Annotated in this window: 16 protein-coding genes and 2 pseudogenes; 6 read left to right on the top strand and 12 right to left on the bottom strand. The window is 57.4% G+C overall.

Annotated elements, in window-relative coordinates; genetic code table 11:
- Positions 1 to 147: 147 nt before the first annotated feature.
- Positions 148 to 402: a cell division activator CedA gene (gene cedA / locus ACOI6Z_RS23275; protein WP_008807754.1), complete on the top strand. Its 255-nt coding sequence runs from the start codon at positions 148 to 150 to the stop codon at positions 400 to 402.
- Positions 403 to 459: 57 nt separating this feature from the next.
- Here cedA and ACOI6Z_RS23270 read toward each other — a convergent pair whose 3' ends face one another.
- From ACOI6Z_RS23270 to hxpB, 4 genes are all read right to left on the bottom strand, one after another.
- Positions 460 to 1,851 (bottom strand): L-cystine transporter, encoded by a 1,392-nt coding sequence (locus ACOI6Z_RS23270; protein WP_023289308.1) that lies wholly within the window; start codon positions 1,849 to 1,851, stop codon positions 460 to 462.
- 135 nt (positions 1,852 to 1,986) lie between these two features.
- Entirely contained in the window at positions 1,987 to 2,577 is a 591-nt protein-coding gene (locus ACOI6Z_RS23265; RefSeq protein WP_023289309.1) for a metal-dependent hydrolase, read from the bottom strand.
- Positions 2,578 to 2,668: 91 nt separating this feature from the next.
- On the bottom strand, positions 2,669 to 3,430 hold the full coding sequence (gene kduD / locus ACOI6Z_RS23260) for a 2-dehydro-3-deoxy-D-gluconate 5-dehydrogenase KduD (RefSeq protein ID WP_032452531.1): 762 nt from the start codon (positions 3,428 to 3,430) through the stop codon (positions 2,669 to 2,671).
- A 149-nt stretch (positions 3,431 to 3,579) separates the two neighbouring features.
- On the bottom strand, positions 3,580 to 4,248 hold the full coding sequence (gene hxpB, locus ACOI6Z_RS23255) for a hexitol phosphatase HxpB (protein ID WP_017898668.1): 669 nt from the start codon (positions 4,246 to 4,248) through the stop codon (positions 3,580 to 3,582).
- A 188-nt stretch (positions 4,249 to 4,436) separates the two neighbouring features.
- On the opposite strand from hxpB, the gene ACOI6Z_RS23250 reads away from it, so the two are divergent.
- Complete coding sequence (locus tag ACOI6Z_RS23250) at positions 4,437 to 4,973, top strand: YniB family protein (RefSeq protein ID WP_023283571.1); 537 nt, start codon at positions 4,437 to 4,439, stop codon at positions 4,971 to 4,973.
- Positions 4,974 to 5,002: 29 nt separating this feature from the next.
- Here ACOI6Z_RS23250 and yciA read toward each other — a convergent pair whose 3' ends face one another.
- The 4 genes from yciA to ACOI6Z_RS23230 all read right to left on the bottom strand — a co-directional run bounded on the left by yciA (position 5,003) and on the right by ACOI6Z_RS23230 (position 7,285).
- The gene (yciA, locus tag ACOI6Z_RS23245) at positions 5,003 to 5,401 is read right to left on the bottom strand and encodes an acyl-CoA thioester hydrolase YciA (RefSeq protein WP_002901629.1); all 399 of its coding nucleotides are present in this window, start codon (positions 5,399 to 5,401) and stop codon (positions 5,003 to 5,005) included.
- Between the two features lie 107 nt (positions 5,402 to 5,508).
- Entirely contained in the window at positions 5,509 to 6,048 is a 540-nt protein-coding gene (locus tag ACOI6Z_RS23240; protein ID WP_004203842.1) for a septation protein A, read from the bottom strand.
- Between the two features lie 54 nt (positions 6,049 to 6,102).
- Complete coding sequence (locus ACOI6Z_RS23235) at positions 6,103 to 6,846, bottom strand: YciC family protein (RefSeq protein ID WP_023289311.1); 744 nt, start codon at positions 6,844 to 6,846, stop codon at positions 6,103 to 6,105.
- A 25-nt stretch (positions 6,847 to 6,871) separates the two neighbouring features.
- On the bottom strand, positions 6,872 to 7,285 hold the full coding sequence (locus tag ACOI6Z_RS23230) for a YkgJ family cysteine cluster protein (RefSeq protein ID WP_023289312.1): 414 nt from the start codon (positions 7,283 to 7,285) through the stop codon (positions 6,872 to 6,874).
- Positions 7,286 to 7,554: 269 nt separating this feature from the next.
- Between ACOI6Z_RS23230 and ompW the strand changes: the two genes are divergently transcribed.
- On the top strand, positions 7,555 to 8,193 hold the full coding sequence (ompW, locus tag ACOI6Z_RS23225) for an outer membrane protein OmpW (protein WP_023289313.1): 639 nt from the start codon (positions 7,555 to 7,557) through the stop codon (positions 8,191 to 8,193).
- Positions 8,194 to 8,271: 78 nt separating this feature from the next.
- On the opposite strand, the gene ybiX is transcribed toward ompW, so the two are convergent.
- The 3 genes and pseudogenes from ybiX to ACOI6Z_RS23210 all read right to left on the bottom strand — a co-directional run.
- A complete protein-coding gene (gene ybiX / locus ACOI6Z_RS23220; RefSeq protein WP_032428774.1) occupies positions 8,272 to 8,949 on the bottom strand; it encodes a PKHD-type hydroxylase YbiX in 678 nt (225 codons plus the stop codon).
- A gap of 48 nt (positions 8,950 to 8,997) precedes the next feature.
- A complete protein-coding gene (locus tag ACOI6Z_RS23215; protein WP_060591035.1) occupies positions 8,998 to 11,283 on the bottom strand; it encodes a catecholate siderophore receptor Fiu in 2,286 nt (761 codons plus the stop codon).
- A gap of 323 nt (positions 11,284 to 11,606) precedes the next feature.
- Positions 11,607 to 11,936 (bottom strand): annotated as a pseudogene (locus tag ACOI6Z_RS23210) (short-chain dehydrogenase); the annotation flags it as partial.
- A gap of 171 nt (positions 11,937 to 12,107) precedes the next feature.
- Between ACOI6Z_RS23210 and ACOI6Z_RS23205 the strand changes: the two are divergent.
- Positions 12,108 to 12,370: pseudogene (locus tag ACOI6Z_RS23205) on the top strand (MarR family transcriptional regulator); the annotation flags it as partial.
- A 47-nt stretch (positions 12,371 to 12,417) separates the two neighbouring features.
- Here the strand turns inward: ACOI6Z_RS23205 and ACOI6Z_RS23200 are convergent.
- The gene (locus tag ACOI6Z_RS23200) at positions 12,418 to 13,326 is read right to left on the bottom strand and encodes a LysR family transcriptional regulator (protein ID WP_004203855.1); all 909 of its coding nucleotides are present in this window, start codon (positions 13,324 to 13,326) and stop codon (positions 12,418 to 12,420) included.
- Positions 13,327 to 13,453: 127 nt separating this feature from the next.
- Between ACOI6Z_RS23200 and ACOI6Z_RS23195 the strand changes: the two genes are divergently transcribed.
- Both ACOI6Z_RS23195 and ACOI6Z_RS23190 read left to right on the top strand, forming a co-directional pair.
- Positions 13,454 to 14,764, top strand: coding sequence for an MFS transporter (locus ACOI6Z_RS23195; protein ID WP_004203856.1), 1,311 nt, complete (start codon positions 13,454 to 13,456; stop codon positions 14,762 to 14,764).
- A 14-nt stretch (positions 14,765 to 14,778) separates the two neighbouring features.
- Positions 14,779 to 15,867 (top strand): tartrate dehydrogenase, encoded by a 1,089-nt coding sequence (locus ACOI6Z_RS23190; RefSeq protein ID WP_004203857.1) that lies wholly within the window; start codon positions 14,779 to 14,781, stop codon positions 15,865 to 15,867.

The raw sequence follows: 15,867 nt of genomic DNA, 5'->3' as shown, positions 1-15,867 counted from the left end.
CCAAAACCCTTCTAACTATAGAACATTACGCTGGCTGCGCCCGGCGAGGGGGCAGGGAGTTATCCTAAAATGCGCATCGGCGGCAGGGGGGCGACGAACGGGGCCACGATCGGCTATGATAGAGGTTTCTGTTTCCCGCTTTGCTTAGTGAATCCATTTGTTATGAAACCATTGCGCCAACAAAATCGCCCTGTCATTAGCTACGTGCCGCGCGTGGAGCCTGCGCCCCCGGAACATGCCGTGAAAATGGACCATTTTCGCGATGTCTGGATTTTGCGCGGGAAGTATGTCGCCTTTCTGCTGATGGGGGAGCATTTCCGCCGTTCACCGGCGTTCAGCGTGCCGGAGTCGGCGCAGCGCTGGGCTAACCAGGTGCGTCAGGAAGGTGAGATTGAAGCCTGAATCTGCTGCAGAAATAAAAAAACCGCTGATTATCAGCGGTTTTTTTGTGCTTACCGTTTAGCGATGCGCCAGTTCGGCCTCTTCTTCGCTATCGAAAATCGACTTGTCGGTCTGGCGCAGCCACTGGCTGGTCAGCGTCCCGGCGGTCATGGAGCCGTTAACGTTCAGCGCGGTACGCCCCATATCGATCAGGGGTTCGACGGAGATCAGCAGCGCCACGAGGGTCACCGGCAGGCCCATCGCCGGCAGGACGATCAGCGCGGCGAAGGTGGCCCCGCCGCCCACCCCGGCGACGCCCGCCGAGCTGACGGTGACGATGCCCACAAGGGTGGCAATCCACATCGGATCCAGCGGGTTGATGCCTACGGTCGGTGCGACCATCACCGCCAACATGGCCGGGTAGATACCGGCGCAGCCGTTCTGACCAATGGTGGCGCCAAAGGAGGCGGAGAAGCTGGCAATCGACTCCGGTACGCCGAGACGACGGGTCTGCGCTTCCACGTTCAGCGGAATGGAGGCGGCGCTGGAGCGGCTGGTGAAGGCGAAGGTGATCACCGGCCAGACTTTACGGAAGTACTTCAGCGGGCTGATGCCGTTAATCGCCAGCAGCAGGCCGTGAACGACAAACATGATGCCCAGCGCGATGTACGAGGCCACCACGAAGCCGCCAAGCTTGATGATATCCTGTAGATTCGACCCGGCAACCACTTTGGTCATCAGCGCCAGCACGCCGTAAGGGGTCAGCTGCATCACCAGACGAACCAGCTTCATCACCCAGCCCTGCAGGGTATCGATGGCGGTCAGTACGCGCTGGCCTTTTTCCACATCCTCTTTCAGCAGCTTCAGGGCTGCGACGCCGAGGAACGCCGAGAATATGACGATGCTGATGATCGAGGTCGGGTTAGCCCCGGTGAGGTCAGCAAACGGGTTCTTCGGCACGAAGGAGAGGATCAGCTGCGGGACGCTGAGATCGGCCACTTTACCCACATAGTTGCTCTGAATGGCGTTCAGACGGGCGGTCTCCGCGCTGCCCTGGACCAGCCCCTCGGCGGTGAGGCCGAACATGTTGGTCACCAGCACGCCAACCAGGGCGGCGATCAGGGTGGTGAACAGCAGAGTACCGATGCTCAGGAAACTGATTTTCCCCAGCTGCGAGGCATTGTGCAGGCGGGCCACGGCGCTAAGGATTGACGCGAAGACCAGCGGCATAACGATCATTTGCAGCAGCTGGACATAACCGTTGCCGACGATATTGAACCACTGGATGGAGTCTTTCAGCACCTGGCTGTCAGACCCATAGATCAGCTGTAGCGCCAGACCGAAGATCACGCCAATCGCCAGGCCGACCAGGACCTTCCTGGCCAGGCTCCACTGTTTATGGCGAGTTTGCCCCAGCGCAAACAGCAATACGGCGAACACGACTACGTTCGCTATTAATGGAAAGTTCATCCCCGTTCTCCTGATATTTTTATAACCTGGGCTGGTGGATAACCAGCTCTTATGACCGCAAGGTTAGCAGAAGGCGTTATCAAGGACTTATATTCAAATGGAATGGGTTATAACCAAATGGCGTTTTCTGCCGGTTTATCGCCCACTCTGATGACTTATGAAGCGATTGAAGGTGATCTGCAGGGAATTAATCACCCCGGAAGACCAGCGTATCGCGCTGTTGTCCGCCAGCGTCTGCGGCATCCAGACGGCATAGACGAATAGCGCCATGCATAAGGCGCGCTCCAGCTGGTTGCCTTTGCGCGGCGCAAGGATCGGCAGCCGGAAGCGCCAGCGACAGGGCCATAGCAGCGGCACTCCGGCGGGGGTGAGCATATCGGCGAGAATGTGGCTGAGATAGCCCAGCACCAGGCCCTGGAGGGCGTCCGCCGGGACAATCCAGCTGTCAGGCACCTTGAGGTAGAATAGCGTCAGCGCGCCAAACACCGCCAGCAGGCTGTGGGTGAAGCCGCGGTGGCCAAAGGCCCGCGCCACGGGCCTGGAGATCCAGCTCAGCCGCTGGCCAAGAAACGACTTTGGGTGATCGATGTCCGGCAGCAGGCAGGTCAAGACCGCGGAGGGCACAATATGCCACCAGTCGCCCTGCGCCAGCACCGGCGTTAACTCTGCGTTTTTGGCAAATACTGCGCAGGCGATTGAAAAGAAGAGATGGCCTTCCGCCGTCATGATAACACACCCTAAACTGTCGATTCATACAGTATAGGGTTTTTATACAGTGCACGGAAGAGGTGACGGTGTAACTCTTTGTCACAAATTCTCAGCGCGCCAGCCATCCGCCGTCGACGGCCAGGGTATAGCCATGAATATAGTCGGCGGCGGACGAGGCGAGAAACACCGCCGGCCCCTGCAGGTCACCCGGCACCCCCCAGCGACCGGCGGGGATACGCTCAAGGATTGCCTGGTTACGCTCTTCATCTTCGCGCAGCGCCTGGGTGTTATTAGTGGCCATATACCCGGGCGCAATGGCGTTGACGTTGATACCCTGGCCAGCCCATTCGTTGGCCAGCAGGCGGGTCAGACCCAGCACGCCGCTTTTCGAGGCGGTATAAGAGGGGACGCGGATCCCGCCCTGAAACGAGAGCATCGAGGCGATGTTAATAATTTTCCCGCCTTCACCCTGGCGAATGAACTGCCTGGCGACCGCCTGGCAGAGGAAGAAAACCGCTTTCAAATTCAGATCGATGACCGCGTCCCAGTCGCTTTCCGTGAAGGTCAGGGCGTCATGGCGGCGGATAATCCCGGCGTTGTTAACCAGAATATCGACCCGGCCCATCGCCGCCACCGCCTGGTCGACCAGAACGGTCATATCATCCTGATGGCTGAGATCCGCCTGAATGGCATGAAAGCGGCGGCCCAGCGCCTCAACCTGCGCGGCCGTGTCGTGGGGGATTTTGCGATTGATGCCGACGATATCGCATCCGGCCTGCGCCAGGCCCAGCGTCATTCCCTGTCCCAGGCCGGTATCGCAACCGGTCACGATGGCGACCTTACCCGTCAGGTCGAAGGCGTTCAGTACCATATTCACCTCTGCGTGCTGATCTTCAGGCGTACGATGACGCCACCTGTGCCCAGCATAGAGGCAGGAAAACAAAATTACAATTAAAATGAAACGGTGTTTTGATTTTATTGCCGGCGGCGTGACGGCGATCGCGTCAGCCGCCAGCGGCCTTACCCGAGCAGCGCCTCGACGGTCAGGGCCTGCAGTGACGGCAGCTTGACGTCCGCCAGCACAAAGCGCGGGTCGCGGCTGTTCTCCGCTTCCGGCACCACGATAGCGCGCATGCGTGCAGCTTTGCTGGCGATCATGCCGTTGACCGAGTCCTCCAGCGCGACGCAGCGCTGTGGGTCGACCCCGAGGGCGGCGGCGCAGTTGAGATACACCTGCGGGTGCGGTTTGCTCCAGGGCAGATGCTCCGCCGAGGCGAGGGCATCAAACTGATCGCGCAGCTCGAACATATTGAGCACTTTCTCCAGCATCACCAGCGGCGAGGCTGAGGCCAGCCCAACCTTCAACCCCTGGGCTTTACACAGGGCCACGGCCTCGCGCACCCCCGGCAGCAGCGGACGTGAGGCTTCCACCAGTTCGATGGCGCGACGGATAATGCGCGCGGTGGCTTCCGCGCGGTCCACGCCGCGCCACGGCTGCTGCGCGTACCACAGATCCACCACCAGGTCGATTCGCAGACCCAGCAGGTCGGGCAGTTCATCGCGGCGGCGGGTATCCACCCCCAGGCTCTCCATGACCTCGACCTCCGCCTGATCCCAAAGCGGCTCAGAGTCAATCAGCAACCCGTCCATATCAAAAATCGCAGCCTCAATGCGGCGCTTCGCTGACATATGTCCTTCTCCTGTTGCGTAATCAGATAAACGAATCGGCATTCATGGTATATCATACCGCGCGTTATTGGGCGAAATTCGCCGTGGAAGATAGACTTATACCCGACACATTCGGGTAAGCGAGGAGCGCCTGCGCCACGCAACGGGCGGCAGGCGAACCACTAACGCGTCTTTAACAAGGGGAACTCATGACGTACCAACAAGCTGGACGCATTGCGGTTATCAAACGTATTTTGGGATGGGTCATCTTTATTCCCGCCGTGCTGTCGACGCTGATTTCTGTCCTCAAATTTATGTATGAGCACAGTGAAAAGAAACCCGGCATTGACGCGGTAATGATGGATTTTGCGCACGTCATGATTGAGATGATGCGCTTTAACACGCCGTTCCTGAACTTTTTCTGGTACAACTCACCGCTGCCGGATTTCCACCACAGCCTGAACATCGGCTTCTGGATTATCTTCATTCTGGTGTTCGTCGGTATGGCGCTGCAGGCCTCCGGCGCGCGGATGGCGCGGCAGGCGAAATTTCTCCGCGAGGGGATTGAGGATCAGCTGATCCTCGAGCAGGCGAAAGGCGCGGAAGGGTTAACTCGCGAGCAGCTCGCCGAACGCATTGTGGTGCCGCGACATACGATCCTGGTGCAGTATTTCCCGCTGTACGTGCTGCCGGTGATCGTAATTGTGATCGGCTACTTCTTCTTCTCGCTGCTGGGCTTTCTCTAAGCCAGGTGCCCGGTTAGCCGGGCGCCATCTTATTCCGCCGGCAGAGGGCGTGGTTTACCCTGATTATCGACGGCAACGTAGATAAACAGCGCTTCCGTCGCCTTGTAGCGCTGGCCAATCGGTTCTGAAGAGACTTTTTTCACCCACACTTCGATGTTGATGGTTACCGAGGTATTGCCGCGCTTCACACAGCGGGCATAGCAGCACACCACGTCGCCCACGGCCACCGGGCGTAAAAAGGTCATCCCATCCACGCGCACGGTCACCACGCGACCCTGGGCGATCTCTTTGGCCATAATGGCGCCGCCGATATCCATCTGCGACATCAGCCAGCCGCCAAAAATATCCCCGTTGGCATTAGTATCCGCCGGCATTGCCAGGGTGCGTAAAACCATTTCGCCCTTCGGGGCGAGATCTGTTGTTGTCATGCTCTACTCTGTTGTGGTCAAAGACGATCAGCGGGATGCTACTATGAAAACGGCGGAGAGAGAATAGGGGATAGCGCCCGCGGAGGCGGGCGCAGGCTGCCGGGGAATTAGTGGTGGTCGTCCTGCGGCATATGACGGTAGATGTAGATCCCGCTCAGCAGGGTAAAGACCAGCGTGAGGGCGGTTAAGCCGAAGACCTTAAAGTTAACCCAGATATTCTGCGGTAACCAGAAGGCGATATAGATATTAGCCAGCCCACAGAGGATAAAAAACGCCGCCCACGCCAGGTTTAGACGCGACCAGACCTGCTGCGGCAGGGTCAGCTCTTTACCCAGCATGCGCTGGATAAGCGGCTTTTTCATTACCCACTGGCTGAACAGCAGCGCGCCGGCGAACAGCGCATAGATCACCGTCACCTTCCATTTAATAAACTCATCATTGTGGAAGAAGAGCGTTAATCCGCCGAAGACGGCCACCAGCACGAAGGTGATCAGCGCCATTTTTTCGATTTTACGGTAGCGCACCCAGCTGTAGATCAGCACGATGGCGGTCGCCACAATCAGCGCCGTGGTAGCGGCGTAGATATCGTAAAGCTTGTAGAAGGCGAAGAAGACCACCAGCGGTAAAAAATCCAGAAACTGCTTCATACATCGATCCCGTCTGTCAGGACGGACCGGGAAATTTCCCGGTCCAGGTTAAAATTAGCTACGGATAAGCATATACACGCGGAATAAATAGATCAGCAACAGAGCGGAAATCAGGTTGCTGATGGTGTTGATGACCACCGCGCCGACGTTCGGCGTCAGCACGGCAAAGCTGGAAGCGAACAGCAGCAGCAGGGTTTTCGCCACCAGCCAGCCGATAATGGCCGGCGCCACCAGCCGCAAATTGGCCCAGGCCAGACGCATGCTGCTGCGCATGGCGCTGAGGATGCCCATTTTGTCCTGCACCAGCATGATCGGCGCAAAGGCCAGCACAATGGCCAACAGGACGCCGGGCACCAGCACTAACATCATCCCCATCTGCACCAGGAAGGTGGTGAAGAGGATCAATAGCAGCAGCTTCGGCAGCACCGGCGCCGAGGCGCCGATAGCGCGCAGAGCGCTGACGCGATGACCGGCAGAGACCAGCTGGATGAGCAGCAGGACGCCGCCGGCGAGGATCGCATTGCCCACCAGACCCGAGAAGGTCGATGCCGCCGAGGCGCGCAGCAGAACCTGCTGCTGCTCCGGCGTCATATTCTGCACCAGCTCGAACAGGCCTGCGCTACCGGCGAGGTTATCGCCTTCGCTGAGTATCGACAGCTGCTCGTCGCTGGGTGAAAAGGCATGGCCAAGTACTACCGTAATGAACGCGCACAACAGCGCAATCAGCAAAATGGTAATGAACTGATTACGAAAAAAATTCCCGGTGTCACGGTAGACGGACTTCGCCGTGATAGACATGCATTCTCCTTGAGTGTCGCAGGTGTTAACTAGCCGGCGATTGTACCGCAAATCGTTCCGTCGTAGCACTCTCTGCGCCGGTCAGGGCAGGTATATCTTTGTAAAGAGGCCGCAATGGCGGCAGGCCATAGCGCGCTCGCGCCCGGTTGCAGGCGTCGTTTTCCTCGCCATCTTCCCCGGACATGGCGAATTCGCGACATGGCGAGGGACGGTTTTCATAGATAGTGCAGTGGACGGCGTCGCCGATCTCGCCCGATAGCGCCGCGCAGCGGCCCTGGCGTTGATTGGTGCCGCTCATGCAGCGCAGGAAAGGGGTTAGCGGCTCGGTCAGCGCGGAGGGCACCAGGCCACCCGCGTCGTCGGCTTCCGCCCAGTAGAAAGAGACACGAAAATACGCACAACAGGCACCGCACGTCATGCACGGGTTGATTTCACTCATAATTACACCTGAAAAAAACGCATCAACACAGATTGTCGGCAGTTAACTTATCCAGCCGCCTCAGCGGCGGCAAGAGGGGCAGAAATAATTTTTTTCGCGAAAAGTGAAAATTGATGTGTGAAGGATTCAGCGTATTGCGATCGGTATCAAAAATTAATCTGGATCAATAAATGTTAAATCTAAGGTTTTAGTGTGATCTAAAACAGATCAAACGTAACTCGTTATAGGTATATTTGGCCGCGCTGAAAAACCATAATGAGGAAGTGGATATGAAGAAGTTAGCAGCGGCGGCATTAATTCTAAGCACTCTTTCCACCGGCAGCGTCTGGGCGCATGAAGCGGGTGAATTTTTCATTCGCGCCGGGACCGCCACCGTCCGACCGACGGAGGGCTCTGACAATGTGTTAGGCAGCCTTGGCGGTTTCAACGTCAGTAACAACACTCAGCTGGGTTTAACCTTTACCTATATGGCGACCGATAACATCGGCGTGGAACTGCTGGCGGCAACGCCGTTCCGCCATAAGGTTGGTACCGGGCCAACCGGCACCATCGCCACCGTCCATCAGTTGCCACCCACCCTGATGGCGCAGTGGTACTTTGGCGATGCGCAAAGCAAGGTGCGCCCGTACGTGGGAGCGGGGATTAACTACACCACCTTCTTTAATGAAGACTTTAACGATAACGGCAAGGCGGCCGGGCTTTCCGATCTGAGCCTGAAGGACTCCTGGGGCGCGGCAGGGCAGGTCGGCCTCGATTACCTGATTAACCGTGACTGGCTGCTGAATATGTCGGTGTGGTACATGGATATCGATACCGATGTGAAATTCAAAGCCGGCGGCGTGGACCAGAAAGTCAGCACCCGCCTGGATCCGTGGGTGTTTATGTTCTCCGCAGGCTATCGGTTCTAACGCCTGCTGCAAACTGGCCAGCGGACGGCCAGTTTGTTGCCTCCTCACTCCTCCCTGCGATACCCCTTCGCCTGCGGATCACACTTCCGTCCACTGGCGCAGCAGGTTGTGATACATATTGAGCAGGGAGAGCACCTCTTCTCCGTCGCCAAAGCGAGTTTTGAGCGACTGAATCGTCCGGTCCAGGTCGTAGAGCATCGCGCGCTGCTTATCGTCGCGGACCATCGACTGGATCCACAGGAAAGAGGCCTGGCGTACGCCGCGGGTGACCGGGGTGACGCAGTGCAGGCTGCTGGCGGGATAGAGCACCAGATGCCCGGCCGGGAGCTTCACCCGATGCTGGCCATAGGTGTCTTCAATGACCAGTTCGCCTCCCTCATAGCTTTCCGGTTCGCAGAGAAACAGCGTCGCCGATAAATCGGTCCGCATCCAGCCCGCTTCGCCGTTCTGACGCACCGCGCCATCGACATGAAAGCCATAGGTCTCCCCCGGCCCGTAGCGATTAAACAACGGTGCGGAAATCGTCCGCGGCAGCGCGGCGGAAAAAAACTGCGGATGGCCGCGCAGCGCGTCGAGTACGGCGGCCTGCAGACGGGCGTACAGCGGCGTGCGGGTATCGATCTGTTGGTTTTGTTTGACGGTCGCCCCCTGGCTGCCGACGGTAACCCGCCCGTCAACCCATTCGGCCTGCGCCAGCAGGCGGGCATATTCAGCCACCTGGTCCGCCGTTAGCACGTCAGGAATGTGATACATCATTGCGGTGTCCTCTCAAAAAGGTGGGGCGCGATGGCCCCACATACAGACTCAGAAATGGACGTTCGCCGTCAGCATAAAGGTACGGGGTTCGCCCGGATGATAGCGATAGCCGCTCTTGTTGATGGAAGCCACGTAATCGGTATCAAACAGGTTGTACATATTGAGCTGCAGATCGAGGTTGCTGTTGACCCGATAGCCCAGTTTGGCGTCGGCGACCCAGTAGCCCTCGGTGTGATCCGGGGTACCGACCGCGCCATCGCTGCCCCGGCGCAGGCTTCCGACATAGCGCACGCCGCCGCCGACGGACAAATCGCTGGTGGCCTGATACTGCGTCCACAGCGTAAAGGCATGTTTCGGGGTGTAGGCCAGCGCGGAAGAGCCATCCTGCGCCACATTCTGCCCCTCTGTCACCTTGGCATGCTGCTGGGTGTAGCCGGCGATGATCGTCCAGTCCGGGGTCAGGTTCCCGGTCGCGGAGAGCTCATACCCCTCCACGCGTTTTTTGCCGTATTGCGACCAGGTTCCGTCATCGTTAGCGGCCACTTCGTTTTCAATATCGGTACGGAATAACGCCGCGCTGAGCAGCAGGCGCTTGTCGAGGATCTGCCACTTGGTGCCCAGTTCGCTGGATTTCGCCTTCTGCGGTTTAAAGTCGGTCCGGTTGGCGCTGTTGCCGCTGCCGCTGGCGGCCAGCGCGAAGCTGCTGCCCCCCGGCGGTTGCTGCGAGATGGCATAGTTGACGTAGATATTGCCCTGCTCGGTTAAGCGATACAGCGCCCCGGCCTTCCAGTTAACCAGGTTACCGGATTTGGCGGTATCGACTGTGGTGACCGGGCTGCCGGTCGACTGTCCTGGCGGGCAGGCGACAGCCCCGCGTCCGCTGCCGCCGCAGGCGGTGGCGCTGTCATATTTGGTATGGTAACTGTCGAGACGCAGCCCACCGTTGACCTCAACCCGATCGGTCAGCGCCAGCGTATCGAAGGCATAAATGCCGAAGGTATCGGTCTGGCCGTTGGCGTTCGCCCCGTTTCTGTCCAGCCCGCCAATCGACAGGCTGCTCACCGGATGATAGAGATTCACCGCCGGGGCGGTCAGGGCGTTGACGCCATAGTTGGTCTGGTTTTCCCGGGTAAACTCCACGCCGGCGCTAACGTCATGGCCTATCGAGCCGGTATTGAAGGTCGAGGTGATATTGGTCTGGTTGGTCAGAATGCGGTTGCTGACATCTTTGGTATTAACCAGCCGTGACCAGCTCCAGGTGTTGACGTCATTGATGTCGGGGGCGGTGATATTGCTCGCGCCGCCCATCACCGCAGTCAGGAGATACTCCTGCTTCACCCGCGACCAGCGGGTGGTATTGCGCACGGTGGTATTGTCCGTCAGATCGTGTTCGAAGCGCAGGGTGCCGCTGTCGGTGGTGGATTTATCGTAATCGGAGTCGGTGCCATAGAAATTGTTGGTATTGACCTTACCGGCGGAATTGAGCGCGGCATACTTCGGCGAAGGCGCCGAATAGCCCGGCAGGCCGACGGTGGGGATGCCGCCATCCGGGGTGTTGTTCTGCCGGACGTGGAGATAGTTCAGATACAGACGGGTGGGCGTATCGAGGCCAAAGGCCAGCGACGGAGCGATGCCGTAGCGCTCGTTCTCAATCTTATCCCGGCCGGCGTCGTGGGTTTTTTCGCCCATCAGGTTGAGGCGAAACGCGGCGTTGTCGCCGAAGGCCTGGTTAAGATCAAGGGTACCCCGGCGCGACCAGGCGCTGCCGATGCTGGCCGAACCGTCGATCCCGGAGTCAAGACGCGGCTGTTTGCTGATCATATTGATCGAGCCGGAGGGCGCGCTGCGGCCATAGTCCGTGCCGGCGGGCCCTTTGATGACTTCCACCTGCTGGGTATTGAAGGTATCCCGCGTCACGCTGCCGATATCGCGAATGCCGTCCACATAAATACTGTTGGAGGTGTCCACGCCGCGCATAAAGATGGCGTCCCCGGTGGTTGAGCTGCCATTCTCCCCGGCGTAAAACGCCCCGACGCCAGGGACGTTCTTGAGGGCGTCAGTCAGGTTGGTGACGCCCTGATCTTTAATGACCTGTTCGGGGATCACGGTGATGGTGCGAGTGGTATCCACCAGCGGTTTATTAAACTTGGGATCGGCGGAGGCCCCGGGAGAATAAAGCGAAGGCGGGGCGGCCTCCACCACCAGCGTCTCTTCATTATTTTTGACTGATTTTTCCGCTGCCATGCCGGTTGCCGGCGCGGCCCCCAGACACAGACCCGTAAACAATGCCAATGAGTTGAAACTGCCAAACGGCAGAGAAGCGTTTTTTTCCATGATAAATGCAGGCTTATTTTTTGTTATTCGCACATATCACGCCGCGCAAAAGCGACGTTATTCGTCGTCTGGCTTGCGCTGACCCGGCGTGACTCTATAAATGATAAAAAGAATGGTTATCATTCGCCTTAATATTTACACAGAAAAGTTGACGTTTAAACTGATTTCTTCACCACCGTTTACAAATTTCATAAATTTTGAACAAAAAAGGCGAGTTAGCTCGGCAAAGGCGGCGGGACAAAGCGGTACATGGCGTGGTGATCTGGGAGCAATGACGCCGGGCGGGCGCCGGAGGACGCCCGGAGGCAGGCGTCCCGGCGGGCTTACCAGGGCACCGTGCGGCCCTGGTAATCCGGAAACTCCAGTCCCGGGCGCCGCTGCTTGTCGAGCAGGACGTTCACCAGGCGCGGGATGGTCTCTTCGATGGTCAGGGGGATGTCGGCCCCGCCGAGCTCGGTGCGGATCCATCCCGGAGCCATCACTACCAGCGGGTGGGAGGCCGAAGTGGGGCGAGCGGCGAAGCTGCGCATGAACATATTCAGCGCGGCTTTACTTCCGCGGTAGAGCTCCCGCTGGCCGCCGAGCTTGTTCGTCAGACTGCCCTGGCCGGAGGACATCACACCCAGCAGCCCCTGCGGCTTGACCGCCGGCTGCGGCAGCTGGTGCGTGAGGTGTGTTGTGAGTAAAAAAAAGCCCGCACAAGTGCGGGCAAAAATACTGGAAGCAATGTGAGCAATGTCGTACTGAATACCTGAGTTATTTACTCAACTATTCAGTAATGAGAAAGATAATATTTCTCATTTAAGATATCAACCCCATCTTTTGTGCGGAAGCGATTTTTATCCAAGGGTAAAGACCGTGCGCTGCTGGATATCATCAGCGTGATGAACCAGCCGGTGTGCGATAAGCCGATCCTCCAGGCGGCTGGCGTCCAGCTGGAACAGATGCTGTTTCCGCTGCTGGTGGCGGTAGGGCGCCATGGCCCGGTGGGGGGGAGCTGGCGGATCATTTAGGGCGCGATAACACCACCGTCAGTCGCCAGGTGAAGAAACTGGAAGCCCAGGGGCTCGCCTGTAAGCAACCGAACTAAATTCTCGCGTGTTGCCGCCCCGGCGCAACAATCATCTTTTTCCGTCACAAATCACGGGTCAGCTCGTCGATGTTGTCGGAAAGTATCTCCAGTAGGGATCGCAAATAGATAGTGTTATTTCCCTGATGCCACATCGCGCTGAGGGGAAGGCCTTCGATATGTTTTTTGGGCGCGAGCTTAAGGTATTTCACGCCGTCCGCATTCATATCTTTATATGACGCAGGCACCAGAGCGATGCCCAGTCCAGCGGCAACAAAACTCAGGATAGTCTGCTTCTCTTCGGCATACTGCGCGATGACAGGCATGCTGCCACCCTCCTTGAAAATATTCATTGTCAGGTCATGGCTGTGACGCCGGGTGCCTCTTTCCGGCACGATAACCGGCTCGTGTCGGAAGTCATCGATACTGACTTCGTCATAACTGACCAAGCGGTGGTTAGCGGGCACGGCGAGCACGCAGGTTTCATTGGCGATAAAACGTGTTGTCAGCGTGGCATCAATATGTTCCGGCGGACGTACAAAGACCACATCCAGCCATCCTGAAATGAGTCGAGGGATAAGTTTGTGAGATTTATCTTCCGTAAGATGAATGTCTGCCTCCGGAAAACGCCTGACGAAAAGATTAAGGAGTTCAGGAAGTAATCCTTTGGCTGCGCTATCGATAGCTCCGATCCGCAACGTCCTTTTCTGCAACAGGCTATTTTTCCGGAATCGCTGCCGTAGCGCATCGAAATCAGCAATGACCGTTTTGGCCTCATTTAAAAAGGCGGCACCTTCAGGCGTTAGCGACACATTGCGGGTCGATCGATTCAGTAGTCTTATCCCCAAATCATCTTCCAGCAGTTTTATGAAGCGACTCAGTGACGCAGGCATCATTTCAAGTTTACGGGCAGCACGGCCGAAGTGAAGCTCATCACCCAATACCACAAAGCAACGTAGCTGATTTATATCCATTTTTTCACCAAAACCTGATTATGCAAATTATTTATATAAAGCCATGCCGATGATAAAGCGGTTCAAAACTTCATACTGGGTTTATTACAAAACGATAACAACCCTACATCACTATGGAGCATCCGTCATGAAAAACGACCTCGAAAAGAAGGTGATGCGCAAGGTTACCCTGCGCATTATTCCTTTCATCATGCTGCTGTACTTCATTGCCTTCCTCGACCGTGTCAACATTGGCTTTGCCGCCCTGACCATGAATCAGGATCTGGGTTTTTCACCCACCGTTTTTGGGCTGGGCGCCGGCATCTTCTTCCTGGGGTACTTTCTGTTTGAGGTGCCGTCAAACTTAATTCTCCATAAAGTAGGCGCCCGCATCTGGATTGCCCGCGTCATGATCACCTGGGGCCTGGTCTCTGGCTGCATGGCTTTTGTGCAGGGTACGACGAGCTTCTACATTCTGCGTTTTCTACTCGGTGTAGCGGAAGCCGGTTTCTTCCCGGGAATTATCCTTTATCTCAGTTATTGGTTCCCGGCAGCCAGACGCGCGCAGGTTACCGCCATCTTTATGGCCGCAGCCCCGCTCTCTACAGCATTGGGATCGCCTGTTTCTGCCGCCCTGCTGGAGATGCATGGCTTTCTCGGCTACGCCGGCTGGCAGTGGATGTTTGTGCTGGAAGCCTTGCCAGCGCTGATACTCGGCGTTGTGGTTCTGTTCTTTCTTACCGATCGTCCGGCCAAAGCCAAATGGCTGACTGACGAAGAGCGTGCATGGCTGGAAAACACCATGCAGGCCGAGGAGCTGGCCCGGGCGGCAAAACAGAACCACAGCAGCGCATGGAAAGGACTGGCGGATAAGCGGGTACTGGCTCTGGCGCTGGTCTATTTCGGTACTTCTGCCGGCTTGTACACACTTGGCATCTGGTCCCCGCAAATCATCCGCAGCTTCGGTGCTACCTCACTGGAGATTGGCTTCCTCAACGCCTTCCCGGCGGTCATCGGCGTCATCGCCATGATCCTGTGGGCGCGGCATTCTGACCGCACCAGAGAGCGCAGCTGGCATGTGATTGGTGCCTGCCTGCTGGCAGCAGCCGGTCTGATTTACGCCGGTAACGTCAGCACACTGTTTACCGTGATTGTTGCCTTAACCTTGGTCACCGCAGGCATCAGCGCCTCGAAACCGCCCCTCTGGAGTATGCCTACCGTGTTCCTCAGCGGCCCGGCTGCGGCCGCGGGTATTGCCACGATTAACTCCATCGGCAATCTGGGCGGCTTTGTCGGCCCGATGATGATTGGCGTGATCCGCGAGCAGACCGGTAGCTACACCTGGGGCCTGTACTTTGTCGCCGGACTACTGGCTATTTCGGCCCTCATTGTCCTGATCCTTTCTGCCAGGGCGGGTAAACCGCAAACGGCAGAACTCACTCATCCTCATACTCATTAACCGGAGAATTTACTATGCGTAACTATAAAATTGCCGCCATACCTGCCGACGGTATTGGTCCTGAAGTCATCTCGGCAGGTGTTGAAGTGCTGCATGCACTGACACGCCACGATCCGCAGCTGAAGTTTGATGTGGAGACCTTTGACTGGGGGTCGGACTATTACAAAAAACATGGCGTGATGATGCCGGAAGAAGGGCTGAACACACTAAAAAAATTTGATGCCATTTACTTCGGCGCGGTGGGCGCACCGGATGTCCCTGACCACATCACACTCTGGGGTCTGCGCCTGCCAATTTGCCAGGGGTTTGACCAGTACGCCAACGTGCGTCCAACCAAAATCCTGCCGGGTGTCACCTCACCGCTGCGCAACCGCGGGCCCGGCGATCTTGACTGGGTGATTGTGCGCGAAAACTCCGAAGGTGAGTATTCCGGTAACGGCGGCCGTGCACACCGTGGCTTACCGGAAGAAGTCGGCACCGAGGTGGCCATCTTCACCCGCGTCGGGGTTACGCGCATTATGCGCTATGCCTTCAGACTGGCGCAGTCTCGTCCACGTAAACTGCTGACCGTGGTGACTAAATCCAACGCCCAGCGCCATGGTATGGTGATGTGGGATGAGATTGCCGCCGAAGTGGCGCAGGAATTCCCGGATGTGCAGTGGGACAAGATGCTGGTCGATGCGATGACGCACCGCATGACGCTGCATCCCCAGACCCTGGATACCATCGTTGCCACCAATTTGCATGCCGATATCCTCTCCGATCTGGCCGGCGCGCTGGCGGGCAGTCTGGGCGTAGCGCCGACCGCCAATATTGATCCGGAACGCCGCTTCCCTTCCATGTTCGAACCTATCCATGGTTCAGCTTTTGATATCACCGGCAAAGGCATTGCTAACCCGATAGCAACCTTCTGGACTGCGGTACAGATGCTTGAACATCTGGGAGAGCGTAACGCCGCGGCGATGATTATGGAAAGTATCGAATATGTTTGTGAGAAAGGCATTCTGACGCCAGATGTCGGTGGAACGGCCAGTACCGCGGACGTCACCCGCGCTGTAGTGGAATTTATCGAAGCCAGAGCAAATATCGCCGAGACCGTATAA

Source organism: Klebsiella sp. C239 (assembly GCF_048822715.1).
Taxonomy (GTDB): Bacteria; Pseudomonadota; Gammaproteobacteria; order Enterobacterales; family Enterobacteriaceae; genus Klebsiella; species Klebsiella quasipneumoniae.
Note: the sequence above shows the minus strand (reverse complement) of the source record. Positions and strands in the feature narration are given on the sequence as shown.